The sequence below is a fragment of the Vibrio sp. B1FIG11 genome, from assembly GCF_905175335.1.
Lineage (GTDB): Bacteria > Pseudomonadota > Gammaproteobacteria > Enterobacterales > Vibrionaceae > Vibrio > Vibrio campbellii.
In genome coordinates, this window is sequence record NZ_HG992751.1 from 1,088,737 (window position 1) to 1,114,464 (window position 25,728).

General features: G+C 46.8%; 23 protein-coding genes. 21 read left to right on the forward strand and 2 right to left on the reverse strand.

Translation table 11 applies throughout. From position 1 onward, the window contains the following. The first annotated feature begins 369 nt into the window (after positions 1-369). The 21 genes from rpsB (at position 370) to KHO06_RS05040 (ending at position 23,273) form a co-directional block, all read left to right on the forward strand. Positions 370-1,098, forward strand: a complete 729-nt coding sequence (rpsB, locus tag KHO06_RS04940) for a 30S ribosomal protein S2 (protein WP_005431716.1) — start codon at positions 370-372, stop codon at positions 1,096-1,098. 131 nt (positions 1,099-1,229) lie between these two features. Continuing rightward, a complete protein-coding gene (tsf, locus tag KHO06_RS04945; protein WP_005436775.1) occupies positions 1,230-2,075 on the forward strand; it encodes a translation elongation factor Ts in 846 nt (281 codons plus the stop codon). Between the two features lie 154 nt (positions 2,076-2,229). Beyond that, a complete protein-coding gene (pyrH, locus tag KHO06_RS04950) occupies positions 2,230-2,961 on the forward strand; it encodes a UMP kinase (RefSeq protein ID WP_038891875.1) in 732 nt (243 codons plus the stop codon). 95 nt (positions 2,962-3,056) lie between these two features. Beyond that, the gene (frr, locus tag KHO06_RS04955) at positions 3,057-3,614 is read left to right on the forward strand and encodes a ribosome recycling factor (protein WP_005436779.1); all 558 of its coding nucleotides are present in this window, start codon (positions 3,057-3,059) and stop codon (positions 3,612-3,614) included. A 96-nt stretch (positions 3,615-3,710) separates the two neighbouring features. Next, positions 3,711-4,466: an isoprenyl transferase gene (locus KHO06_RS04960; RefSeq protein WP_005529363.1), complete on the forward strand. Its 756-nt coding sequence runs from the start codon at positions 3,711-3,713 to the stop codon at positions 4,464-4,466. Positions 4,467-4,478: 12 nt separating this feature from the next. After that, positions 4,479-5,321 (forward strand): phosphatidate cytidylyltransferase, encoded by an 843-nt coding sequence (locus KHO06_RS04965; protein ID WP_012128695.1) that lies wholly within the window; start codon positions 4,479-4,481, stop codon positions 5,319-5,321. Between the two features lie 51 nt (positions 5,322-5,372). Next, positions 5,373-6,578: a 1-deoxy-D-xylulose-5-phosphate reductoisomerase gene (gene ispC, locus KHO06_RS04970; protein WP_212582195.1), complete on the forward strand. Its 1,206-nt coding sequence runs from the start codon at positions 5,373-5,375 to the stop codon at positions 6,576-6,578. Then, a complete protein-coding gene (gene rseP / locus KHO06_RS04975; RefSeq protein ID WP_212582196.1) occupies positions 6,578-7,936 on the forward strand; it encodes a sigma E protease regulator RseP in 1,359 nt (452 codons plus the stop codon). Before ispC ends, rseP begins: the two co-directional genes overlap by 1 nt. A gap of 44 nt (positions 7,937-7,980) precedes the next feature. Beyond that, the gene (gene bamA / locus KHO06_RS04980; RefSeq protein ID WP_038891873.1) at positions 7,981-10,395 is read left to right on the forward strand and encodes an outer membrane protein assembly factor BamA; all 2,415 of its coding nucleotides are present in this window, start codon (positions 7,981-7,983) and stop codon (positions 10,393-10,395) included. 13 nt (positions 10,396-10,408) lie between these two features. Beyond that, a complete protein-coding gene (locus tag KHO06_RS04985; RefSeq protein WP_005430239.1) occupies positions 10,409-10,918 on the forward strand; it encodes an OmpH family outer membrane protein in 510 nt (169 codons plus the stop codon). Positions 10,919-10,924: 6 nt separating this feature from the next. Then, positions 10,925-11,956, forward strand: coding sequence for a UDP-3-O-(3-hydroxymyristoyl)glucosamine N-acyltransferase (lpxD, locus tag KHO06_RS04990; RefSeq protein ID WP_005430236.1), 1,032 nt, complete (start codon positions 10,925-10,927; stop codon positions 11,954-11,956). Between the two features lie 173 nt (positions 11,957-12,129). Continuing rightward, positions 12,130-12,582 (forward strand): 3-hydroxyacyl-ACP dehydratase FabZ, encoded by a 453-nt coding sequence (fabZ, locus tag KHO06_RS04995; protein WP_005430234.1) that lies wholly within the window; start codon positions 12,130-12,132, stop codon positions 12,580-12,582. A gap of 1 nt (position 12,583) precedes the next feature. After that, a complete protein-coding gene (lpxA, locus tag KHO06_RS05000; protein WP_005430231.1) occupies positions 12,584-13,372 on the forward strand; it encodes an acyl-ACP--UDP-N-acetylglucosamine O-acyltransferase in 789 nt (262 codons plus the stop codon). 182 nt (positions 13,373-13,554) lie between these two features. Next, entirely contained in the window at positions 13,555-14,694 is a 1,140-nt protein-coding gene (gene lpxB / locus KHO06_RS05005; protein WP_045395152.1) for a lipid-A-disaccharide synthase, read from the forward strand. A gap of 9 nt (positions 14,695-14,703) precedes the next feature. After that, positions 14,704-15,342: a ribonuclease HII gene (gene rnhB / locus KHO06_RS05010; protein ID WP_012128688.1), complete on the forward strand. Its 639-nt coding sequence runs from the start codon at positions 14,704-14,706 to the stop codon at positions 15,340-15,342. Positions 15,343-15,434: 92 nt separating this feature from the next. Continuing rightward, positions 15,435-18,914 (forward strand): DNA polymerase III subunit alpha, encoded by a 3,480-nt coding sequence (gene dnaE / locus KHO06_RS05015; RefSeq protein WP_081233443.1) that lies wholly within the window; start codon positions 15,435-15,437, stop codon positions 18,912-18,914. 46 nt (positions 18,915-18,960) lie between these two features. Next, positions 18,961-19,920, forward strand: coding sequence for an acetyl-CoA carboxylase carboxyl transferase subunit alpha (accA, locus tag KHO06_RS05020; protein WP_047481416.1), 960 nt, complete (start codon positions 18,961-18,963; stop codon positions 19,918-19,920). A 103-nt stretch (positions 19,921-20,023) separates the two neighbouring features. Continuing rightward, a complete protein-coding gene (gene tilS / locus KHO06_RS05025) occupies positions 20,024-21,370 on the forward strand; it encodes a tRNA lysidine(34) synthetase TilS (RefSeq protein WP_212582197.1) in 1,347 nt (448 codons plus the stop codon). Positions 21,371-21,434: 64 nt separating this feature from the next. Continuing rightward, positions 21,435-21,749, forward strand: a complete 315-nt coding sequence (locus KHO06_RS05030) for a cytochrome c (RefSeq protein ID WP_005430226.1) — start codon at positions 21,435-21,437, stop codon at positions 21,747-21,749. 227 nt (positions 21,750-21,976) lie between these two features. Beyond that, positions 21,977-22,315 (forward strand): nitrogen regulatory protein P-II, encoded by a 339-nt coding sequence (gene glnB / locus KHO06_RS05035; protein WP_005380372.1) that lies wholly within the window; start codon positions 21,977-21,979, stop codon positions 22,313-22,315. 112 nt (positions 22,316-22,427) lie between these two features. Further along, on the forward strand, positions 22,428-23,273 hold the full coding sequence (locus tag KHO06_RS05040; RefSeq protein ID WP_212582198.1) for an endonuclease/exonuclease/phosphatase family protein: 846 nt from the start codon (positions 22,428-22,430) through the stop codon (positions 23,271-23,273). Between the two features lie 30 nt (positions 23,274-23,303). Here the strand turns inward: KHO06_RS05040 and KHO06_RS05045 are convergent, their stop codons facing one another. Beyond that, positions 23,304-23,990 (reverse strand): YIP1 family protein, encoded by a 687-nt coding sequence (locus tag KHO06_RS05045; RefSeq protein WP_005430220.1) that lies wholly within the window; start codon positions 23,988-23,990, stop codon positions 23,304-23,306. Then, complete coding sequence (locus KHO06_RS05050; protein WP_212582199.1) at positions 23,987-25,573, reverse strand: LysM peptidoglycan-binding domain-containing protein; 1,587 nt, start codon at positions 25,571-25,573, stop codon at positions 23,987-23,989. The genes KHO06_RS05045 and KHO06_RS05050 overlap by 4 nt, the downstream gene beginning before the upstream one ends. Positions 25,574-25,728 lie beyond the last annotated feature (155 nt).

The following is a 25,728-nucleotide window of genomic DNA, read 5'->3' on the forward strand; positions in this document are numbered from 1 at the left end:
GCAAACGTGCGAATGCGCGCATTCTATCAGACATCTTGCAGTTAACCCAAGCCAGTTAAGAATATGAGTCATTCTTACTTGTAGTCTAGTCATGGAATTTAAGAGAGAGTAGGGGGGAGTGTGATAGGTAAATTAGAATTGTAAGAAACAATTTTTACTAGCCATGTTGGGCTAAAATATGGTATAAAGCGCGCCGGAATCGAGGACTGTTCTCTTTACTTTTCGTTAGAGAAGTGGCGAAGCAGGCTTCTTCCGATTAACTTTTATCTTTAAATCACACACATTCCGTCACATGTTCCGGGGTGCTGAGCAGAAGCTTGGTCGGAATTATGGGGGATGTGGAGGCCTAACCCCATAGAGGATTTTAAAATGGCAACTGTATCAATGCGCGATATGCTGAAAGCTGGTGTTCACTTCGGTCACCAAACTCGTTACTGGAACCCAAAAATGAAGCCATTCATCTTTGGTGCTCGTAACCGCGTTCACATCATCAACCTAGAAAAAACTGTACCAATGTTCAACGAAGCTCTAGCTGAACTAGCTAAAGTTGGCGAGAAGAAAGGTAAAGTTCTATTCGTAGGTACTAAGCGCGCTGCATCTGAAGCTGTTAAAGAAGCTGCAATCGCAAGCAACCAGTTCTACGTGAACAACCGTTGGTTGGGCGGCATGCTAACGAACTACAAAACAGTTCGTCAGTCAATCAAGCGTCTAAAAGATTTCGAAGCACAAGCACAAGACGGTACTTTCGAAAAACTAACTAAGAAAGAAGCTCTAATGCGTACTCGTGAAATGGAGAAGCTAGAGAAATCTCTTGGTGGTATCAAAGATATGGGCGGCCTACCAGACGCTCTATTCGTAATCGACGCTGATCACGAGCACATTGCAATTAAAGAAGCTAACAACCTAGGTATTCCAGTATACGCTGTGGTAGATACTAACTCTAACCCAGACGGCGTTGACTACATCATCCCAGGTAACGACGACGCGATCCGCGCAGTTCAACTATACCTAAACGCTGCAGCTTCTGCAGTGACTGAAGGTCGCAACAAAGACGTTGCAGCAGTTGCTGAAAAAGACGGTTTCGTAGAAGCTGAATAATAACGGCTCTGTGTCACACTTAGTCTATGTGAAACCTTGTTGTAGCACAGACTGAGTTATAGTTAGCAATGGGGGCCGACAATGTAGGCCCCTGTTTTTTACCTTATTTCGAATCAAACGAGGAATAGAGAATGGCAACTGTAACTGCTGCTCTAGTTAAAGAACTTCGCGAGCGCACTGGCGCTGGCATGATGGAATGTAAGAAAGCGCTTGTAGAAGCAAACGCTGACATCGAACTAGCAATTGAAAACATGCGTAAATCAGGCGCAGCGAAAGCAGCTAAAAAAGCTGGTAACGTTGCAGCTGAAGGCGCAATCATCATCAAAGAAGAAAACGGCGTTGCTGTTCTTCTTGAAGTTAACTGCCAAACTGACTTCGTTGCTAAAGACGGTAACTTCACTGCATTCGCAGACAAAGTAGCACTTGACGCTCTAGCGACTAAAGCTACTGCTGAAGAGCTAGTTGCTAAGTTCGAAGAAGAGCGCGTAGCTCTAGTTGCTAAAATCGGCGAAAACATCAACATCCGTCGCGTTGCTTACGTTGAAGGTACTGCAATCGCTTCTTACCGTCACGGTGAGAAAATCGGTGTTGTTGTTGCTGGTGAAGGCGACGCAGAAACTCTTAAGCACGTTGCAATGCACGTTGCTGCTTCTAAGCCTGAGTTCGTTAACCCAGAAGACGTACCAGCTGACGTAGTTGCTAAAGAGAAAGAAGTTCAAGTTGAAATCGCTATGAACGAAGGCAAGCCACAAGAGATCGCTGAGAAGATGGTTATCGGCCGCATGAAGAAATTCACTGGCGAAATCTCTCTAACTGGTCAAGCTTTCATCATGGAACCTAAGAAATCTGTTGGCGAAATGCTAAAAGAGAAAGGTGCTTCTGTTGCTACATTCGTTCGCCTAGAAGTAGGTGAAGGTATCGAGAAAGCAGCTGAAATGAGCTTCGCAGAAGAAGTAGCACTAGCTCAAAAAGGTTAATCCTTAGAGACTTGTGTAAATATTAGACCGTAGCCAAGGCTGCGGTCTTTTTACGAAAAGAGCGGCAAAAACTTAGCCGTGATGAATAGCTATAAGTCACCTTGTGTCTATTCATGACTGTTAATCGACAACTCTCTTTTGGAAGGTAAACTCCATGACTACGAACCCTAAACCAGCGTATCAACGTATTCTATTAAAACTGAGTGGTGAAGCTCTTCAAGGCGAAGAAGGTTTTGGTATTGACCCAGCGGTTCTTGACCGTATGGCTCAAGAAGTGAAAGAGCTGGTTGAACTGGGTGTTCAAGTTGGTGTGGTAATCGGCGGTGGTAACCTGTTCCGTGGTGCTGGTCTTGCGGAAGCGGGTATGAACCGTGTAGTAGGCGACCACATGGGTATGCTTGCAACAGTAATGAACGGTCTAGCAATGCGTGATGCACTTCACCGTGCTTACGTAAACGCTCGTGTAATGTCTGCAATTCCTCTAAAAGGCGTGTGTGACGACTACAATTGGGCAGACGCTATCCGCGAACTTCGCCAAGGCCGTGTAGTAATCTTCTCTGCAGGTACTGGTAACCCATTCTTCACTACAGATTCAGCAGCGTGTCTACGCGGTATCGAAATCGAAGCTGACGTAGTGCTAAAAGCAACGAAAGTTGATGGCGTATTTACTGCTGACCCAGTAGCAAACCCAGACGCAGAGCTGTATGATAAGCTATCTTACAATGAAGTTCTGGATAAAGAACTGAAAGTAATGGACTTGGCTGCGTTCACACTTGCTCGTGACCACAAAATGCCAATCCGTGTATTTAACATGAACAAACCAGGCGCACTACGTCGCGTGGTTATGGGTGAAGCTGAAGGCACGCTGATCAACGCTGACGCATAATCCTAAACGCCATCCACGCTAGGTTGGATGGCGTTTCGCTTTGCTCAACCTTTTTAGGCTTTCTTCAGGAAAGATGACATTTTTAAGGTGAAACCGTGATTAACGAAATCAATAAAGACGCGCAAGAGCGCATGGACAAAAGCGTTGAAGCGCTAAAGAACAACCTTTCTAAAGTTCGTACTGGCCGCGCGCACCCAAGCCTACTATCTGGTATCTCTGTAGAGTACTACGGTGCTCCTACTCCTCTTAACCAAGTAGCAAACGTTGTTGCAGAAGACGCTCGTACTCTAGCAATCACAGTTTTCGACAAAGAACTAACTCAAAAAGTTGAAAAAGCGATCATGATGTCTGACCTTGGCCTAAACCCAATGTCTGCTGGCACAATCATCCGTGTTCCACTTCCACCGCTAACAGAAGAGCGTCGTAAAGACCTAGTTAAGATTGTTCGTGGTGAAGCTGAAGGCGCACGTGTTGCTGTTCGTAACATCCGTCGTGACGCAAACAGCGACCTAAAAGGTCTTCTAAAGGATAAAGAAATCTCTGAAGACGAAGATCGTAAAGCACAAGACGAAATTCAAAAACTGACTGACGTAGCAGTTAAGAAGATCGACGAAGTTCTTGCTGCTAAAGAAAAAGAGTTGATGGAAGTTTAATACTCCCACCCACATCACTGTTGGAAAACGCTGTGCTCACAGTGCAGCGTTTTTTTGTGTTAGTCTATCCAACTGATGGAACTCAATTAACTCCCTATGCAAAATTCTCAAGCCTTCTCTGATTCCCTCCCTAAGCATATTGCCATCATTATGGACGGTAATGGCCGTTGGGCTAAGTCCAAAGGAAAACCTCGCGTATTCGGTCATAAAAAAGGCGTTAACGCCGTTCGCAAGACCGTTGCTGCAGCTTCTAAACTCGGTATTAAAGCCATGACGTTGTTCGCTTTTAGTAGTGAAAACTGGCGTCGTCCTGAGGAAGAAGTGGGTCTGTTGATGGAGCTGTTCATTTCGGTACTTTCTAGCGAAGTGAAAAAGCTGCATAAAAACAACTTACGCCTGCGTGTCATTGGTGATACCAGCCGCTTTAGTGAGCGACTGCAAGGTAAAATTGCGGAAGCAGAAGCACTGACGGCAAATAACACGGGTATGGTGATTAACATTGCGGCTAACTATGGCGGCAAATGGGATATCACAGAGGCGGCAAAAACGTTGGCGTTAAAAGCGCGTAACGGTGAGATCCGTGTAGAGGATATCAATGAGCAGCTGATTACCCAGCATCTAACAATGGCAGACCTTCCAGAAGTGGATCTTTTGATCCGTACAAGTGGAGAGTGTCGCATTAGTAATTTCATGCTGTGGCAAATGGCGTATGCTGAAATGTACTTTACTCCGGAGTACTGGCCAGAGTTTGGCGAAGACAGCTTAGTAGAAGCTGTAACTTGGTTTATTAACCGAGAGCGTCGCTTTGGTTGTACTGGCGAGCAAGTAAAGGCATTGATGGCTGCTCAATAAGGACTAGTTAGTTTGAAACAGAGAATAATAACAGCACTAATTTTAGCTCCCCTTGTAATTTTAGGTATTTTTAAATTACCCCTAATCGGCTTCATCATCGCTTTGACGGCGATTACGCTATTAGGTTTTTGGGAGTGGACCCAGTTTACAGAAAGCAAATCACGCATCGCTGCCCTCGTACCAGCCGTTGTCGTAACCGGACTCAGTTTTCTATTCATTTCGCCTGATGCAGTAAGCCTTAACCAACTGGCAGCACCGCATTACACAGTTTTAGCGCTCGGTTTTGTTTGGTGGATTATCGCCAGCACAATGGCCATTACTTACCCTAAAACCACCAACCTATGGCAAGGCAGCAAAGCGCTTCGTCATGTGTTTGGTTTTCTGACTTTGATCCCTTTCCTTTGGAGCGTGATCATTCTTAGAGCTTCCGATATTTCAGTAGATCCATACCACGGCGCAAAACTTGTGCTGTATGTTTGCTTCTTGGTATGGGCTGCAGACAGTGGCGCTTACTTTGCTGGTAAAAGCATGGGTAAACGTAAAATGGCGCCGCATGTGAGTCCAAACAAGACTATCGAAGGTTTGATTGGCGGCATCATCGCAGCATTGATTGTTGGTTGGTTGTTCGCAGGTTGGTTTGATATCCAATTCACCAGCCCAGTCCACATGGTGATCATTACATTGATTACGGTTGTGATTTCCGTACTTGGTGACCTAGTAGAAAGCATGTTCAAACGTGTTTCAGGCATCAAAGACAGCAGCAATATTATTCCAGGACACGGCGGTATTCTTGATCGTATCGACAGCCTGACCGCTGCCTTCCCAGTATTTGCTCTTCTTTACTACGTATTCTAATTTATCGGGAGCGGCTTCGTCGCTCCTGAATTTTTCTAACGGTCTTACATCATGCAAAAGTTAACGATTCTTGGTGCAACAGGCTCAATCGGTGCAAGCACACTTAAAGTGGTTGAACAAAACCCTGAGCTGTTTTCTATCGTCGCATTAGCGGCAAGCACTAACGTTGAAAAGATGGTCGCGCTCTGCCGTAAATGGCAACCAAAATACGCTGTGATGGCGGATAAAGCGGCGGCATTGGCTCTGCAATCAGAACTGGCTTCTGTCTCGCCAAGCACTGAGGTGTTAGGTGGTGTTGATGCGCTTTGTCATGTGTCTGCCTTAGAAGAAGTCGACAGCGTGATGGCGGCTATCGTTGGTGCGGCTGGTTTGCTACCAACGATGGCGGCAGTGAGAGCCGGCAAGCGTGTGCTATTGGCAAACAAAGAAGCACTGGTGATGTCCGGTCAACTGTTCATTGACGCAGTAGAAGAACATGGCGCAGAGCTACTTCCTGTAGACAGCGAGCACAACGCGATCTTCCAATGTTTACCTCAGCAAGTTCAAACCAGCCTAGGTCGTTGTAACTTAGAAGAGCATGGTATTTCATCAATTCTGCTAACTGGTTCTGGCGGTCCATTCCGTTATACCGACATCGCAGAGCTAGAGAAAGTAACCCCAGCACAAGCGATTGCTCACCCGAACTGGTCAATGGGTCCTAAGATCTCGGTTGATTCAGCAACCATGATGAACAAAGGTCTTGAGTACACTGAAGCGAAATGGCTGTTTAATGCGGCTCGCGAGCAGTTGAAGGTGATTATTCACCCTCAGTCGGTGATTCACTCAATGGTGCAATACCGAGACGGTTCAGTCTTAGCGCAAATGGGCGAACCCGATATGGCAACTCCGATTGCACTAACCATGTCTTACCCATCTCGTGTGGATGCTGGTGTGAAACCACTCGACTTTACTCAAGTGGGCGAGTTGACGTTCCTTCAACCCGATTTTGCTCGCTACCCATGTTTGAAGTTGGCGATTGATGCGTGTTACGAAGGCCAACATGCTACGACCGCTCTGAATGCAGCGAACGAAGTCGCAGTGGATGCTTTCTTAAATAACCGCTTAGGTTTCACTGATATCGCTCGCATCAATGAATCAGTTTTGAACAAAATCACTGCAAGCCATAAAAGTGAGAATGTGAATAGCTTGGAAAGCTTGATAGAGCTAGATAGAATGTCACGAACTATCGCCTTAGAATTTTTACGCGAGCGTAGCTAATGACTGGTATTTTGTGGAATTTGGTTTCTTTTATCGTTGCACTGGGCATCTTGGTGGCCGTGCACGAATATGGTCACTTTTGGGTTGCGCGTCGTTGCGGTGTAAAAGTTGAAAAGTTTTCTATCGGTTTCGGTAAGTCTATTTGGAGTAAAGTAGGCAAAGACGGAACTGAGTACAGCATTTCGATGATTCCACTGGGCGGCTACGTCAAGATGGTGGACAGCCGTGTTGATGAAGTGCCTGAGCACGAAAAGCATTTGGCGTTTGACCAAAAGCCACTTTGGAAGCGCACGTCGATTGTGGCTGCGGGTCCGATTTTCAATTTTCTCTTCGCCATTGTGGCTTACTGGCTGGTCTTTTTGATTGGTGTACCAGCAGTGAAGCCGGTAATTGGTGAAGTTACGCCCAATTCAATCATTGCAGAAGCAGGAATTGAATCAGGGATGGAACTAAAATCCATCTCAGGTATCAAAACTCCGGACTGGGAATCAGTCAACATGGGATTAGTTTCTCATATCGGTGATGATTCGATGATAGTGACGCTATCTTCAGCAAATGAAGTTGGCTCAGAAGTCACGAAGACACTTGATATCCGTGATTGGAAATTTGATCCTGAAACACAATCTGCGATGCAGTCACTAGGCTTCAAACCGTACACTCCTGAGATTTACACGGAGCTAGCGCAGGTGAGTGAAGGTGGTGCCGCTGAGAAAGCTGGCCTACAAGCTGGTGACAAAATCATCGAGATTGAAGGTGAAAAGATTTCTAAATGGGATGACGTGGTTCAAGCCATTCGTTCTAACCCAGAAACACCAATTGATGTGATCGTGTTGCGTCAAGGTGATGAGCAGTCATTTACCTTGATTCCAGGTAGTCGTGAGCTAGCTAACAAAGAAACCGTTGGCTTCGCGGGTATCGCACCTGAAGTCGCAGAATGGCCAGAAAGTTATCGCTTCGAACTACAGTTTGGTGTATTCGAGTCTATTGGCAAAGCGATTGACAAGACTGGTCAAGTTATTGGACTTACAATCAGTATGCTTAAGAAACTGATTGTAGGTGACGTTGGTCTGAACAATTTGAGCGGACCAATATCTATTGCCAAAGGAGCTGGGGCGACCGCAGACTACGGTCTGGTCTACTTTTTAGGTTTTCTGGCACTAATTAGTGTTAACCTAGGTATTATTAACCTCGTTCCTTTACCAATGTTGGATGGTGGGCATCTACTGTTTTTCGCAATCGAAGCAGTCATCCGACGCCCAGTGCCTGAGAAAGTACAGGAAATGGGCTATCGAATTGGTGGTGCGATTATCTTCTCGCTCATGGCGTTAGCGCTATTTAATGATTTTACTCGTCTGTGATAGTTCAGAGACAAAAGCAGTAGCAAGGAATAATTAGAACAAGTATGGCGATTAAGCGAATTCTGTTTGCAAGTTTACTGGCGACCAGTGTATCTGCAAACGGAGCAGAGAACTTTGTAGTTCAAGATATTGAAATCGATGGATTGCAGCGTGTGGCACTGGGTGCAGCGTTGCTGAAAATGCCTGTACGTGTCGGTGATACCGTTGACCAAGGCGATGTTGCAGAGATCATTCGCGCATTGTACGCATCGGGTAACTTCGAAGATGTGAAAGTACTGCGTAATGGTGACGTTCTGGTTGTTCAAGTAAAAGAACGTCCAACTATTGCCAGCATCTCTTTCTCAGGCAACAAAGCAATCAAGGACGAGCAGCTACAAGAAAACCTGAATGCTTCTGGCGTTCGTGAAGGTGAAGCGCTTGACCGCACAACGCTGAGCAACATCGAAAAAGGTTTGGAAGACTTTTACTACAGTGTTGGTAAATACAACGCGACCGTAAAAGCGGTTGTTACTCCATTGCCTCGTAACCGTTCAGACTTGAAATTTGTCTTCACCGAAGGTGTATCGGCGAAAATTCAGCAAATCAACTTTATCGGCAATGAAGTCTTTTCTGATGAAGACCTTCTTTCTCGTTTCAACCTGAACGTTGACGTGCCTTGGTGGAACTTCCTAGCGGACGAAAAATATCAGAAGCAAGTACTTGCTGGTGATATCGAAGCGCTGAAGTCTTACTACCTAGACCGTGGTTACCTGAAATTTAACGTTGATTCGACACAAGTGGCGATTTCTCCTGACAAAAAAGGCGTATACATTACCCTTGGTCTTGAAGAAGGCGACGTGTACACCGTTAAAGACGTGAAATTCCGCGGTAATTTGATCGGTGAAGAAGCAACGTTCGAAAAGCTAGTTCCTTTCGAAGACAACGAGACGTATAACGGCTCTCGTGTTACTTCGATGGAAGAAGGCATCAAGCGTGTGCTTGGTGAATCTGGTTACGCTTACCCACAAGTAAACACCATCCCTGAGTTCGACGATGAAAACAAACAAGTATCGCTTGTTGTAAACGTTGAGCCGGGTAACCGTATTTACGTACGTGACATTCGCTTTACGGGTAACAACTCGACCAAAGACGAAGTACTACGTCGTGAAATGCGTCAGATGGAAGGCAGCTGGCTAAACTCGAAATCAATCGAAACCGGTAAAACGCGTCTAAACCGTCTTGGTTACTTCGAGAACGTAGAAGTACAAACGGTACGTGTACCTGGCAGCGATGACCAAGTAGACCTAGTTTACTCTGTGAAAGAGGCAAACTCAGGCAGCGTGAACTTTGGTGTCGGCTATGGTACTGAATCGGGTGTGAGCTTCCAGGTTGGCCTACAACAAGACAACTTTATTGGTAGTGGTAACCGCGTTGGTATTAACGCGATGATGAACGACTACCAGAAAAACGTGAGCTTGGACTACCGTGACCCTTACTGGAACCTAGATGGTGTAAGTTTGGGTGGTAAGATCTTCTACGACGAGTTCGAAGCATCTGAAGCGGGTATCGTTGACTATACCAACCAAAGTTACGGCGCAAGTTTGACATGGGGTTTCCCATTCGACGAACTGAACCGCTTTGAGTTTGGTGTTGGCTACACTCACAACAAGATCGGTAACTTGTCACCTTACCTACAGGTAGAACAGTTCCTACAGGCGCAAGAAGACAACATTGATTCTAGCGGCGCGTTGAACACAAATGACTTTGACTTCAACATCTCATGGACACGTAACAACCTAAACCGTGGCTACTTCCCAACAGCGGGTAACCACCAACGTGCATTCTATAAGATGACCGTACCTGGCTCTGACGTTCAATACTTCAAGATGCAGTATGATGTTCGTCAATACGTGCCATTGACTAAGAAACACGAGTTCACTCTCTTGTTCCGTGGTCGTCTAGGTTATGGTAACGGTTATGGTCAAACGGATGGCAACGATAACTTGTTCCCATTCTACGAAAACTACTACGCGGGTGGTTTTACAACACTACGTGGTTTCGGCTCGAACACAGTAGGTCCGAAAGCGGTTTATCGTGATTACTCTGGCTCGAACAACGGTGCAGATACAGCAACAGATGATGCTGTTGGTGGTAACGCTGTTGCACTTGCAAGCCTTGAGTTGATTGTTCCAACACCATTTGCATCGGACGAAGTTCGTAACCAAATCCGTACCAGTATCTTCTTTGATATGGCAAGTGTTTGGGATACGGAGTTCGACTACCGTAGCTCAGGTGCTGAATACGGCGACCGCTACTACTACGATTACTCAGATCCAACCAACTACCGCTCATCTTACGGTGCGGCGTTGCAATGGATGTCTCCAATGGGGCCTCTAGTATTCTCGCTAGCGAAACCAATTAAGAAATATGATGGCGACGATGAAGAGTTCTTCACGTTCACTATCGGTAGAACCTTCTAAAGAGGAAAATATTTTGAATAAAATGATCAAAGCAGCTGGCCTAGGCCTTCTAGTACTTAGCTCTTCAATGTTTGCTAACGCGGCTGAAGCTGCTCAGAAAATTGCTTATGTAAATACTGCTCAAGTTTTCCAAGCGCTTCCTCAACGCGAAGTAGTTCTACAAAAAATGCAGAAAGACTTTAAGAGCAAAGCAGACGAGCTGAAATCTATCCAAGCACGTGCTAAGACTAAAATTGAAAAGCTACAACGTGATGGTGAGCTTCTAGGTCAAGACGAAGTTGAAAAACTACGTATCGACATCGCTAAACTAGACAGCGAATACAAAGTGAAAGCACAAGCTCTAGAGAAAGCAAGTGCACGTCGCGAAGCTGAAGAGAAAGCGAAGCTATTCAAGACTATCCAAGACGCAGTGAAGAAAGTAGCAACGAAGAAAGGTTACGACATGGTAATCGACATTTCTTCTCTTCAGTACGGTAAGCCAGAATACAACATCTCTGAAGACGTAATTAAAGCTCTAAAATAAGAAGTTATGAAGACATTGACATTAGCCGAGTTGGCGACAATTACCGGGGGTGAGCTATTTGGTGACGAGTCTCTCGTTGTAAGCCGCGTAGCTCCAATGGATAAAGCACAAGAAGGTGATGTGACCTTCTTGTCTAACCCAAAATACGCAAAACACCTTTCTGAGTGCAAAGCGACAGTTGTGATGGTGAAAGCCGATCACAAAGATCAATGTGTGGGTAACGCATTGGTTGTGGCTGACCCTTACATTGCTTTTGCTCGAGTAGTACAAGCAATGGACACCACTCCGAAGCCAGCTGACGAGATCGCACCAAGTGCCGTTATCGCAGCAGACGTGAAGATGGGTACTAACGTAACTATCGGTGCAAACGCAGTGATTGAAACGGGTGTAGAGCTGGGCGACAACGTAAGTATTGGCGCAGGTTGCTTTATCGGTAAAAACGCAAAGCTAGGTAACAACACCAAGCTTTGGGCTAATGTGACTATCTATCATGAAGTATCAATGGGTGATGACTGTCTAGTGCAATCTGGCACAGTCATTGGCTCTGATGGTTTCGGCTATGCTAACGACAAAGGCGAGTGGATTAAGATCCCTCAACTTGGTTCAGTGCGTATCGGTAACCGCGTTGAGATTGGTGCGTGTACGACGATTGACCGTGGTGCACTTGAAGACACTATCATTGAAGACAACGTAATTCTTGATAACCAACTTCAAATCGCTCATAACGTGCAGATCGGATATGGTACCGTGATGCCAGGTGGTACTATTGTTGCGGGCAGTACGAAAATTGGTAAGTACTGTCAGATCGGCGGCGCGTCGGTTCTGAATGGCCACATCACGATTGCAGATGGCGTAGCTATCACCGGTATGGGCATGGTTATGCGCAGTATCGAAGAGAAAGGTCTGTACTCATCAGGCATTCCACTGCAAACCAACCGAGAGTGGCGCAAGACGGCGACTCGAGTTCACCGCATTGACGAGATGAACAAACGTCTGAAAGCTGTTGAGAAACAGCTGGAAACGAAAGAAGAATCTTAGTTCCACATTCTGAACAAAGACTCGCGAAATGCGGGTCTTTTTCTTCTATAATGACGCGCTATAAGTAGATTTATCACCAAGCTGGTATACACTTTGCAGGCGATTACTGCATAAGTGGCATTTGCCGCTGCCTTGCCATCTTGGTTGTTGAGAATTGATATAGGAAGACGACTTTGACTACTGAAAAGAAAACGATGAACATCTCTGAAATTCAAGAGCTACTACCTCATCGCTACCCATTCTTATTGATCGACCGTGTGATTGACTTCCAAGAAGAGAAGTACCTTCACGCAATTAAAAATGTGTCGGTTAACGAACCTCAGTTCACAGGTCACTTTCCACAGCTACCAGTATTCCCAGGCGTATTGATCCTGGAAGCGATGGCTCAGGCGACAGGCCTACTTGCATTTAAATCATTTGGTGCACCGACGGAAAACGAACTGTACTACTTCGCAAGTGTTGACGGTGCTAAGTTCCGTAAACCAGTAGTACCAGGCGATCAAATGATTATTGAAGTAGAATTTCTGAAAGAGCGTCGTGGCATTGCTGCATTCAGCGGTGTGGCAAAAGTTGACGGCGAAGTGGTATGTTCAGCTGAGCTGAAGTGTGCTCGTCGAGAGTTTTAATATGATTCATGAAACCGCTAAAATCCACCCAGCTGCGGTGGTAGAAGAAGGCGCGAAAATTGGCGCTAACGTGACCGTTGGTCCTTTCACTTACATCACCTCTACGGTGGAGATTGGTGAAGGCACAGAAGTGATGTCTCACGTAGTGATCAAAGGCCACACCAAAATTGGTAAAGATAACCGCATTTTCCCACATGCTGTGATTGGTGAAGAAAACCAAGACAAGAAGTACGGTGGCGAAGATACAACTGTGGTTATCGGTGACCGTAACGTGATTCGTGAAGCGGTTCAGGTTCACCGTGGTACGGTTCAAGACAAAGCAACAACAGTGATTGGTGACGACAACCTGCTTTGTGTAAACGCACACATCGCACATGACGTAGTCGTTGGTAACCATACTCACATTGGTAACAATGCGATCCTTGGTGGTCACGTAACGGTAGATGATCACGCAGGTGTAATGGCGCTTTCTGCGATTCATCCATTCTGTACGGTTGGTGCTTATGCTTACGTTGGCGGCTGTTCTGCGGTTGTTCAAGACGTACCAGCTTACGTATTGGCTCAAGGTAACCACGCAACCCCATTTGGTTTGAACTTGGTTGGCTTGAAGCGTAACGGTTTCGAAAAACCAGAAATTCGTGCGCTGCAAAAAGCGTACAAAGAAATCTACCGTTCAGGTAAGACTCTGGAAGAAGTGAAACCAATCCTAGCTGAAATGGCACAAGAGTGGCCAGCAGTGAAACGTTTCTCAGATATTCTGGAAACAACGGAACGTGGCATTATTCGTTAATTAACGAATGAGCGGTTAAATTGAAAAGATCGCGCCCAAATTGGGCTGCGGTCTTTTTGTGTTTTATGGATAACGGTTTGTACGCTGCAGATTGTGCAGCTACCGCGGTTTATGTGGATACATAGTTTATCGTTTAGCTTAAATCGTTACCCATAGCGCACAGGAAAAATAGCGAAGTAGATATGGAAAGACCATTACGTATCGGCATCATTGCCGGAGAACTGTCTGGCGACACGCTAGGTGAAGGCTTTATCAAAGCGGTAAAACAGCAATACCCAGACGCAGAGTTTGTTGGTATTGGTGGCCCTAAAATGATCGCGCAAGGTTGCGAGTCTCTGTTCGACATGGAAGAGCTCGCCGTAATGGGCTTGGTTGAAGTGCTAGGCCGCTTGCCAAGACTGCTGAAAGTCAAAGCTGAGCTCGTGAAATACTTCACTGATAACCCGCCGGATGTCTTTGTTGGTATCGATGCGCCAGATTTTAACTTACGTGTTGAGCTAGACCTGAAAAATGCTGGCATCAAAACTGTGCATTACGTAAGCCCGTCGGTTTGGGCGTGGCGTCAAAAGCGCATCTTTAAAATTGAAGCAGCCACTAACCTAGTACTGGCATTCTTACCGTTTGAAAAAGCGTTCTACGATAAATTCAACGTGCCTTGTGAATTCATTGGTCACACATTGGCTGATGCTATTCCGCTGCAATCAGACAAAGCGCCTGCACGTGATCTACTCGGTTTAGAGCAAGATAAGCAATGGTTAGCGGTACTTCCGGGTAGTCGTGGCAGCGAGTTGAAAATGCTCTCTCAGCCATTTATCGAAACGTGTAAGAAATTGCACCAGAAATTCCCCGATCTTGGCTTCGTCGTAGCGCTAGTAAACCAGAAACGTCGCGAACAATTCGAGCAAGCGTGGAAAGAGCATGCACCTGAGCTTGATTTCAAACTGGTGGACGATACTGCACGCAACGTGATTACCGCTTCAGATGCCGTGATGTTGGCGTCTGGCACCGTAGCGTTAGAGTGTATGTTGCTCAAACGCCCAATGGTGGTCGGTTACCGTGTCAACGCGGTGACGGCTTTCCTTGCTAAGCGCCTGCTGAAAACGAAATATGTTTCGCTGCCAAACATTCTGGCTGATACCGAGCTGGTTAAAGAATATCTGCAAGATGATTGCACGCCAGACAATTTATTCGACGAAGTGTCTCGCTTACTAGAGAGCGATAACCGAGAAATGCTGGATAAGTTCACTGAAATGCATCATTGGATTCGCAAAGATGCGGATCAACAAGCCGCAAACGCGGTTCTAAAACTGATTGAAAAATAGAGATTTACCATGGCTGTAAAACCAAAAACGACCAAAGCAAAAGTAGAACTACCACCGTTTGAATATCCGCAAGGCTATCAGCTAGTTGCGGGTGTTGATGAGGTAGGGCGTGGTCCTTTGGTGGGTGATGTTGTTACCGCAGCGGTTATTTTAGATCCAAATAACCCAATTGAAGGCTTAAACGATTCGAAAAAACTGAGTGAGAAAAAACGCCTTGCACTGCTGCCAGAAATCAAAGAGAAAGCATTGGCATGGGCGGTAGGCCGCTGTTCTCCTGAAGAGATTGATGAGCTCAACATCCTGCAAGCGACCATGGTTGCCATGCAACGTGCGATTGCGGGTTTGAAAGTACAGCCAGACCTTGCGCTTATCGATGGTAATCGTTGTCCTGAACTGCCAATGGATTCCCAAGCAGTAGTGAAAGGCGACTTGCGCGTGGCGGAAATTAGCGCGGCGTCAATCATTGCTAAAGTGGTTCGTGACCAAGAAATGGAAGAGTTGGATAAACAATACCCACAGTTTGGCTTTGCTAAGCACAAAGGTTACCCAACCAAAGCGCACTTCGAAGCGATTGAGCAACACGGTGTGATCAGTGAACACCGTAAGAGCTTCAAGCCCGTGAAGAAAGCGCTCGGCATCGAAGAATAAAGCAAAGTAATAGAATAGGCGTATCGGTGTTATAAACCACGCCTGCTTTAGGTTAGAATCCCAAATAAGATATAGTTTTACGGTACCTGTTAATGTCAGATCCCAAGTTCATTCACCTAAGAGTTCACAGTGATTTCTCGATGGTGGATGGTATCAACAAAGTTCCACCGCTCGTTAAGAAAGTCGCCGAACTCGGCATGCCTGCAATGGCATTGACCGATTTCACTAACCTGTGTGGTTTGGTGAAATACTATGGTACTGCGCACGGCAGTGGTGTGAAGCCAATCATCGGTGCTGATTTCAAAATGCAATCGGATGAGTTTGGCGAGGAGCTGACGCAATTAACGTTACTTGCGGCAAACAACGAAGGTTATAAAAACCTCACGTTGCTGATCTCAAAAGCTTACCTTCGTGGTCACGTACAACACCAACCGGTGCTCGACAAAGCTTGGTTGGCTGAACTATCAGAAGGTTTGATCGTTCTATCAGGCGCGAAAAACGGTGAAATTGGTAAAGCATTGCTAAAAGGCAACCGCAAAGTTGTCGACAGTTGTGTCGAGTTCTACAACCAATACTTCCCAGATCGCTTCTATCTAGAATTGGTTCGTACTGGTCGTCCGGATGAAGAAACTTACCTGCACTTTGCGATTGAATTGGCAGAAGAGCTTGAATTGCCAGTCGTTGCAACCAACGAAGTTGTTTTCATCAGTGAAGACTTATTTGACGCCCATGAAATCCGCGTTGCAATCCACGATGGTTACACCCTAGAAGATCCGCGTCGTCCAAAGAACTACAGCCCAGAACAATACCTGCGTACTGAAGAGGAAATGTGCGAGCTGTTTGCCGACATTCCGGAAGCGTTAGAAAACAGTGTTGAAATTGCCAAGCGTTGTAACGTGACAGTACGTTTGGGTGAATACTTCCTACCAGCCTTCCCAACTGAAGGTATGGAAGAGACCGACTTCTTGGTCATGAAGTCTCGCGAAGGTCTGGAAGAGCGTCTAGAGTTCCTATTCCCAGATGAGGAAGAGCGCAAGCAGCGTCGTCCTGAATACGATGATCGTCTGCAAATCGAACTCGACGTAATCAACCAAATGGGATTCCCTGGTTACTTCTTGATCGTAATGGAGTTCATTCAGTGGTCGAAAGACAACGCGATTCCGGTAGGTCCGGGGCGTGGTTCGGGTGCTGGTTCTTTGGTGGCATATGCACTGAAGATCACCGACCTTGACCCATTGGAATACGACCTTCTATTCGAACGTTTCTTGAACCCAGAACGTGTATCCATGCCCGATTTCGACGTCGACTTCTGTATGGATAAGCGTGATCAAGTAATTGACCACGTTGCAGAAATGTATGGTCGTGATGCGGTATCTCAGATTATCACCTTTGGTACCATGGCGGCGAAGGCGGTAATCCGTGACGTAGGCCGTGTACTTGGCCACCCGTTTGGCTTCGTTGATCGTATTTCAAAATTGGTTCCGCCTGATCCGGGCATGACGCTAGAGAAAGCGTTCAAAGCTGAGCCTGCACTTCCTGAGTTGTATGACGCAGATGAAGAAGTGAAAGAGCTTATCGACATGTGTCGCCTCCTTGAAGGTTGTACACGTAATGCCGGTAAGCACGCGGGTGGTGTTGTAATCTCACCAACCACCATTACAGACTTCGCGCCGATTTATGCTGACTCGGAAGGCCACTTCCCGGTTACTCAGTTCGATAAGAACGACGTTGAAACGGCCGGTCTGGTTAAGTTTGACTTCTTGGGTCTGCGTACCCTAACCATCATCGACTGGGCGTTGGGTCTGATTAACCCGCGTCTAGAACGCGAAGGCAAAGATCCTGTTCGCATCGAATCGATTCCACTGGATGATGCGGCGTCATTCCGTTTGCTGCAAAACTCAGAAACCACTGCGGTATTCCAGCTTGAATCGCGCGGTATGAAAGAGCTGATTAAACGTCTGCAACCGGACTGTTTTGAAGACATCATCGCATTGGTGGCACTGTTCCGTCCGGGTCCGTTGCAGTCGGGCATGGTAGATAACTTTATCGACCGTAAGCACGGTCGTGAGGCGATCTCTTATCCTGATGAAAAGTGGCAACACGAATCGCTTAAAGAGATTCTGGATCCGACTTACGGCATCATCCTGTATCAAGAACAGGTAATGCAGATCGCACAGGTACTGTCTGGCTACACCCTTGGTGGTGCGGACATGCTTCGTCGTGCGATGGGTAAGAAAAAACCGGAAGAGATGGCGAAACAGCGTGCTACCTTCGAAGAGGGGGCAATTGCCAACGGCGTCGATGGCGAGTTGGCGATGAAGATCTTCGACTTGGTAGAGAAGTTCGCGGGTTACGGCTTTAACAAATCTCACTCGGCAGCCTACGCACTGGTTTCGTACCAAACGCTATGGCTGAAGATGCACTATCCGGCAGAATTCATGGCAGCGGTAATGACCGCCGATATGGATAACACTGAGAAAGTGGTTGGCCTAGTTGACGAATGTTTCCGCATGAAGCTCACCGTGCTTCCGCCAGACATCAATGCCGGCTTGTACCGCTTTAACGTCGATGAGAATGGCGCGATTGTTTACGGCATCGGCGCGATTAAAGGTGTGGGTGAAGGTCCAATCGATGCGATCTTAGAAGCGCGCAACAAAGGTGGTCACTTCATTGACCTATTTGACTTCTGTGCGCGAATTGACCTGAAAAAGGTCAACAAGCGTGTTATCGAAAAACTGATTTACGCGGGCGCACTCGACAGGCTCGGTCCACACCGTGCGGCATTGATGGCATCGCTCAACGATGCGGTGAAAGCAGCAAGCCAACACCACCAAGCGGAAGCCTTTGGTCAAACCGATATGTTCGGTGTTTTGACTGATGCGCCAGAAGAGGTGGAACACAAATATACTCAAGTGCCTGCATGGCCAGAGAAAGTATGGTTAGAGGGTGAACGTGAGACGCTCGGTTTATATTTGACCGGCCACCCAGTTAACGCATACATAAAGGAACTAAATAAGTACGTTAGTTGTCGACTAAAAGACGCAACCCCAACTCGTCGTGATCAATCCGTGACAGTGGCGGGTCTGGTTATTGCGGCTCGGGTGATGACAACCAAGCGCGGTACACGAATCGGCATCATGACTCTGGACGATCGAAGTGGTCGAATGGAGGTGATGTTGTTCTCGGATGCGCTTGATAGGTATGCAGAACTTCTCGAAAAAGATAAAATTCTGGTGGTTTCTGGACAGGTCAGCTTTGATGACTTCAACGGTGGCCTTAAAATGTCGGCGCGTGAAGTTATGGATCTGGGTACTGCACGTGAAAAATACGCACGTGGTTTGTCGGTATCTATTGATGCTAACCAGATCAACGATAAATTCTTTGAACAATTTACGCGTATTTTAGAGCCGCACAAAGCCGGAACCGTACCTGTCAATGTATACTACCAGCGTGCCGACGCCAGAGCGCGGTTAACATTGGGCACCGAATGGCGAGTAACGCCAACAGATACATTACTAGACGATTTAAAACAGTTGCTTGGCAAAGGCCAAGTAGAACTCGAATTTAACTAAAAATTCAGCGCAATATGTAAGACGCTGAGTAAAAAAGGATTCATAGATGAGCCTAAACTTTCTTGAATTTGAAAAGCCAATTGCAGAGCTAGAAGCGAAAATTGAAGCGCTACGTGACGTATCTCGTCACGGCGGTGATTCTGCGGTTGACCTTGATAAAGAAATCGAACAGCTTGAGAAAAAGAGCCTAGAACTTAAGAAGAAAACCTTCAGCAATCTAGGTGCATGGGAAACAGCTCAACTGGCTCGTCACCCTTTACGTCCGTACACACTTGATTACATCAAGCACGCTTTTGATGAATTTGATGAACTAGCGGGTGACCGCGCGTTTGCTGACGACAAAGCGATCGTTGGTGGTATCGCTCGTCTTGAAGGGCGTCCAGTGATGATCATTGGTCACCAGAAGGGCCGTGAGACCAAAGAAAAAGTAAAACGTAACTTTGGTATGCCTAAACCAGAAGGTTACCGTAAAGCGCTACGTTTGATGGAAATGGCTGAGCGTTTCAACATGCCTATCATCACTTTCATCGACACGGCAGGTGCATACCCAGGTGTTGGCGCGGAAGAGCGTGGCCAATCTGAAGCGATCGCGAAGAACCTAAAAGTGATGTCTGGTCTTAAAGTACCAGTAATCTGTAACGTTGTTGGTGAAGGCGGTTCAGGCGGTGCACTTGCAATCGGTGTAGGTGACTACGTGAACATGCTTCAGTACTCAACGTACTCAGTAATCTCTCCAGAAGGTTGTGCTTCAATCCTGTGGCGTGATTCAGACAAAGCACCACAAGCAGCAGACGCGATGGGTCTAACCGCTCCACGTCTGAAAGAGCTTGAGCTTATCGATGAAATCATCGAAGAGCCACTAGGTGGTGCGCACCGCGACCACGTTCAAATGGCTGCAAACATGAAAGCAAACCTGCTTCGCCAGCTAGAAGACCTTGAGCAACTAGACCACGAAACGCTACTAGAGCGTCGTTACCAGCGTCTAATGAACTACGGTTACTGCTAATTACAGCTGCCGCTAGGCACTAGCTGAATTCTCGCAAGATAACAGATAAAATAGAAAGGGTTGGGCGTGCGTCCAACCCTTTTTTGTTTCTATCGGATGATTTATGGAATCGCTTTACTCGCAATTTGCTCAAGTTCTTGATCGTTATTACCAATCAGGCACCAAGATTGTCTTGGCGTTTAGTGGCGGGGTAGATTCGCGTTTATTACTCGAGCTGCTTAGTCGTTATCAGCAAGCGTATTCGATAGACAATCAATCAACAGATTCTCACTCATTCAAGTGTCACGCCGTATACGTGCATCATGGTTTAAGCTCCAACGCGGACGAATGGGCGGATAAATGTTTAGTGTGGGCTGAGCAAGCGGGAATTACCTGTTCTGTTGAGCGTGTGAGTCTAGACACTAACAGCGGCGAAAGTATCGAGCTGTTGGCTCGAGAAGCGCGTTATCAGGTGTTGGCGAAGCACATCCAGTCCGGTGATTTATTGCTGACAGGTCAACATGCCGATGACCAGGTGGAAACCTTCTTGTTAGCGTTGAAGCGCGGCAGCGGCCCGAAAGGTCTATCTTCAATGGCAGAAAGCATGCCGTTTGCTGGTGGCACTTTGGTCCGTCCGCTATTAGCTATCAAGCGCGAGCAGATTGAGGCCGTAGCGAAGGAGCAAGGGCTAGATTGGGTAGAAGACGAAAGTAATCAAGATACGCGTTACGATCGTAATTTCCTCCGTCATCGTATTGTGCCAGAACTTTCTGAACGTTGGCCGAGCATCCATCAAGCGGTGCAGCGCAGTGCGAGTTTGTGCGCGCAGCAAGAAGCTTTGCTGGACGAGTTGCTTAGAGCAGTGTTTGAACGCGCACTACAAAGTGATTTTAGCCTGAGTATTGAAGAATTAGCGACGCACAGTGAACTGGCTCGTGCGCGATTGGTTCGTATGTGGTTGGCTAAGCTAAATGCCAATATGCCAACGCAAGTGCAGCTCAATTTGATTTGGAATGAGGTCGCGCTGGCGCAGCAAGATGCCAATCCAAAGCTTCAGCTCAAGCAGGGTGAAGTTCGCCGTTTTCAGAATCGCCTGTATTGGGTAACCGAAACGGTTGATGTCACGACGTGGCAAAGTGCTATTCAAACCGATACGGCTTTGCTGTTGCCCGAGCAGTTGGGAGAGCTCACCTTGAGTACCAACTCAGAGCAAGCCACCATTGCTATGCCGCCTCATCCAGAGCTATTGCGAGTGACGTTTAATCCAGAAGGGCTCTCTGCGCACCCGACCACGCGTAGCCATAGCCGTAAGCTGAAGAAGTTATTCCAAGAGTACAATGTGCCGAGTTGGCTGCGTCGCCAAATACCGATTCTGATGTACCAAGATAAGGTGGTGGCGGTCGGCAATTTGTTTGTTGATCAAGCCTTCAGTGGTCAAGATTGTGAACTTATCTGGCGCAAGTCGTTGTAATTCATGCCACAATGTCGATTATAAAATATAAAAATCCTTAAATAAGAATCGATTAGGTGAAGCAATGAAGAAAACAATCATGGGCGCAATGATGGCGCTAACCATGTTAAGTGGGCAAGCTCTGGCGGCAGGTGATGTTGCAGCAGGGCAAGCAAAAGCAGGCGTATGTGCTGCTTGTCATGGCGCGGATGGTATCGCGGTGATTCCTGGTTACCCAAACCTGAAAGGTCAGAACGAGCAATACATCGCGAGTTCAATCAAGGCTTACAAAGCGGGCCAACGCACGGGTGGCCTAGCGCCAGTGATGCAAGCACAAGCTAATCTGCTGTCTGACGAAGATATCGCAAACTTGGCAGCGTACTACGCAAGCTTGAAGTAATAAGCACGGGTACAAGCCAGATAAAGACTCAAATCAAGCCAGAGCCAAACGCTCTGGCTTTTTCGTTTGGTGCACGTGGGATTGCTGACTTCGCGACTTTGTTACATTCATCCGCAAATAAATTCCACCGGTGTCAGGATTTTCAGGTGCTTGATGATAACAAGGATTGAATGTTGTGAGGTGCTAACCGATAATATGCGCAAACGATTGAAGCTTAAGGGATGAACATGAAAAAGATTGAAGCGATTATCAAGCCATTCAAATTGGATGATGTTCGAGAAGCGTTGGCTGAAGTAGGCATTACAGGGATGACAGTCTCTGAAGTGAAAGGCTTCGGTCGTCAGAAAGGTCACACAGAATTGTACCGTGGTGCAGAGTACATGGTGGATTTCCTGCCTAAAGTGAAGCTAGAAATCGTAGTGACGGAAGACGTTGCAGACAAGTGTGTTGAAACCATCATTGAAACGGCACAAACCGGTAAGATTGGTGACGGTAAGATCTTTGTTACGGATATCGAGCGCGTAGTACGTATCCGTACTGGCGAAGAAGACGAAGACGCGATTTAAGATTTCACTTCATTATGTGGTGAAAATTTGAGTAAGCTAAAAGGGAGCCGTAAATGGCTCCTTTTTTATTATGCGCATTTTATGCGTGCCATTTTTGTTGTTAGGTAGGTCTATGTATCAGCGTTTAGCTTTTGCGTTAGTTTTTCTTATTATCGCCGGACTTGTCAGCTTTCAGGTGATCTTCACGGTGCCAGAGCAACCACAAATCATTACTCAAACAGGAACGAACATTACTCAAGATATTCGCTGTATGGAGTTTAAACAGCCACAGGCGCTCGACAAGGATGGTGAGTTAAATGTCTTGGTGTGGAACATCTACAAACAAAACCGAGACAACTGGCGGCAAGCACTCGATGCATTCTCTGCCAATAAACAACTGCTTTTACTACAAGAAGCAAGCTTAACCGATGAATTCAAAAACTGGCTGGTGGATGGGCACTGGGTCAGTAACCAAGTCAGTGCTTTCAAAGCGCTTGGCAGTGGGGCGGGGGTGATCAGCATTGCGCAGAAAGAACCCATTCGAGCTTGCGCGTATACGTCTAAAGAACCGTGGCTGCGTTTGCCTAAATCCGCGCTGTACAGTAAGTATCAGCTCAGTAACGGTGAAACCTTGGCGGTGGTGAACATTCATGCAATCAACTTTACCGTGGGCACCGAGGAATACACGTCACAGTTGTCTGTATTAGAGAAGGTGCTGAAGGAGCATAAAGGCCCGATCCTGTTTGCAGGGGATTTTAATAGCTGGAGCGAAGAACGCTTAACGGCGATGAAGAAAGCACTGCAAAAAGCCAATTTGCAGGAAGTGACGTTTAGCCAAGACAACCGCACTCAGTTCATTACCGGCTTGCCACTCGATCACGTTTTTTATCGAGGTCTGACCCTCAAAAACGCGAAAGCGCCGCAGAGCGACGCTTCCGATCATAATCCATTATTGGTGTCGTTTACGCTTAACGACTAGCGAGGGTGGTTTTATCCTCGCTTGAGTAACTTAAGCAATAACGATGTACAACGCCCAAATTACGTAGAACGCAATCCAAGGTAGGCTCGAAATCACAAGAGCCTGTCCGCGTTCAAACTCTGTCCAAGTCAGAACCACACCATAGCCCAATACAATGTACCAAGGCAGCAGTAGCGGTAGTGAGCTAGCAAAGTGCGACCACTCGTTGGTTAAAGGCAGTTTCAACAAACCATTTAGGCTGTTTAAATCCGCCGCGTACGTCATTACCTGACCGTGTTTCAGTAACAGGCTCGCATAGCTTGCGATGTCGCCTAAAACCGCAGGGAACAGGATTGCAGAAGCCGCTGCAAACCATTTCCAATAGCCGTATTGTTGTTTGCTTGCTTTAGTCGCTAGGAAGAACCACAACGCCAAAAGCAGCAGAGTCGCAAAGCGGTTGAACACGTCATTAATGATCGCACTTGCCATCAGCGTGTTTGGTTCCAACAGTTCAATCTGCTTAGGATCGACCTGTTGGAATTGAGCCGTTAATTGTTCACTTAGCCAAGTGAAATCCACATTCGAGAAATAGGCACCCCAGAATAGGAATGGGCTGAGCATCAAAAAGATGAACGGTTGCCACCCCCAGCCTCCACGCTGATACAGCGCTAGGAAGCACGATGTTGGAGAACGGAAAATATCCAACAACATTACAAGCGGGTTACTCGATGGGTTCATACACTTACCTTAGTTACGTCAACATACAACTTAAGCTTCTGACCTGGTTTCAGGTACTTCTGCTTTTGAAGAGAATTCCATTTCACGATGTCGTTGCTCTTCACCTTAAACTTGCTCGCAATGCCACTGATGGTATCGCCAGAACGCACGTTATAGAAAACGGTGCGAATGACGGCGCCCTTGTCTGAGTTCTTCCAAATCACCAGCTTTTGGCCAATGCGCAAGGTGTCTTTTGGTCCCATGCCGTTCCATTTCGCCAGAGACTTATGAGAAACCTTGTTCTCTTTTGCAATAGACCACAAGCTCTCGCCAGATTGGACAACGTGAGTCAGTTTGAATTGACCGCGAGATTTAGATTGCGTTTTGTTTAGGCGATTTTCCGCAGTAAGTGCGTACTTAGCATCGTCTTTAGTTGACGTTGGGATCATTAGGTACTGACCAACGCGAATGTTGTTGTTGGTTAGGCCGTTAGCACGTTGGATAACTTTGGTTGTCGTACCGTACTTCTGAGCCAATACGCTGAGCGAGTCACCAGACTTCACTTTGTAGCGTGCGACCTTCATGCCTTTACCACGGTTCTTTTTCACCTGAGCAAGGAACTGATCCTTTTTCTCGATAGGAATAAGAAGCTGGTGTGGGCCGTCAGGTGCCGTAGACCATTGGTTGTAAGCCGGGTTGTAACCTTGCAGCTCTTTGACACCAATGCCTGCGTAATCGGCAGCAATCGCTAGGTCCAATTGTTCTTTTGGATCAACCTGAACCAAAACCGGTTTGTTCGCGATTGGTGGAATGTCGATGCCGTATTTGTCTTGGTTCGCAATGATGTCTGCAAGTGCAAGTAGCTTAGGAACGTAACTGCTGGTCTCTTTTGGAAGGTCCAAAGAGAAGAAGTCCGTAGGTTTACCTAGCTTTTTGTTCTTACGAATCGCGCTTGATACACGACCGCCACCACTGTTGTAAGCGGCAATCGCTTGATCCCAGTTACCGTCAAAGCGCTTGCTTTGTTGCTCTAGGTAATCAAGAGCAGCATCTGTCGCTGCGTACACATCACGACGACCGTCGTACCAGTAGTTTTGCTCTAGGCCCATCATCTTGCCGGTACCAGGAACGAACTGCCAAAGACCTGCCGCACTGCCGTGTGAGTACGCGAATGGGTCAAATGAGCTCTCTACGATAGGTAGAAGCGCCAATTCCATTGGAAGCCCACGTTCTTCAATGCGTTTTGTAATCATGTACAAAAACGGCTGTGCACGCTCAGAAACGGTGCGCAGGTGGTTAGGGTGCTTCAGATACCATGTACGGTAGTAAGCCACTTTCTTGTTGTCTGGGATGTCCATTTCAAGCTGCATGCCGATACGACGCCATACATCTTCTTGTTCCTGAGGAGAAAGGGTTTTCGGCGTATCTTTAGCAGGTTTCTTTGCTATCGATTGCTTTTTCTTGGAGTCCGCTTGAGCCGCGTCTTGTTTTACCGCTTGCTCGGACTTATTGGTTTCTGGTGTTGGAGTGTTTGTTGAATCTGACTGTGTCAATTGACAGCCAGAAAGTAGTAACGCCAACGCCCAACTGTACTTTAAACGCATGGATTCAGCCTATCTAGGGCCTGGTTATCTTCTCCTGCCTGTCGCGCAACAGTGTGCGTGGCAGTCGCAAGATAATAGACATCTTGTAACACTAACTAAGGGTAGAGGCGGGTTTGCCGCTACTTTATGCGTTTGGGTGAAATTCAAACAGATTT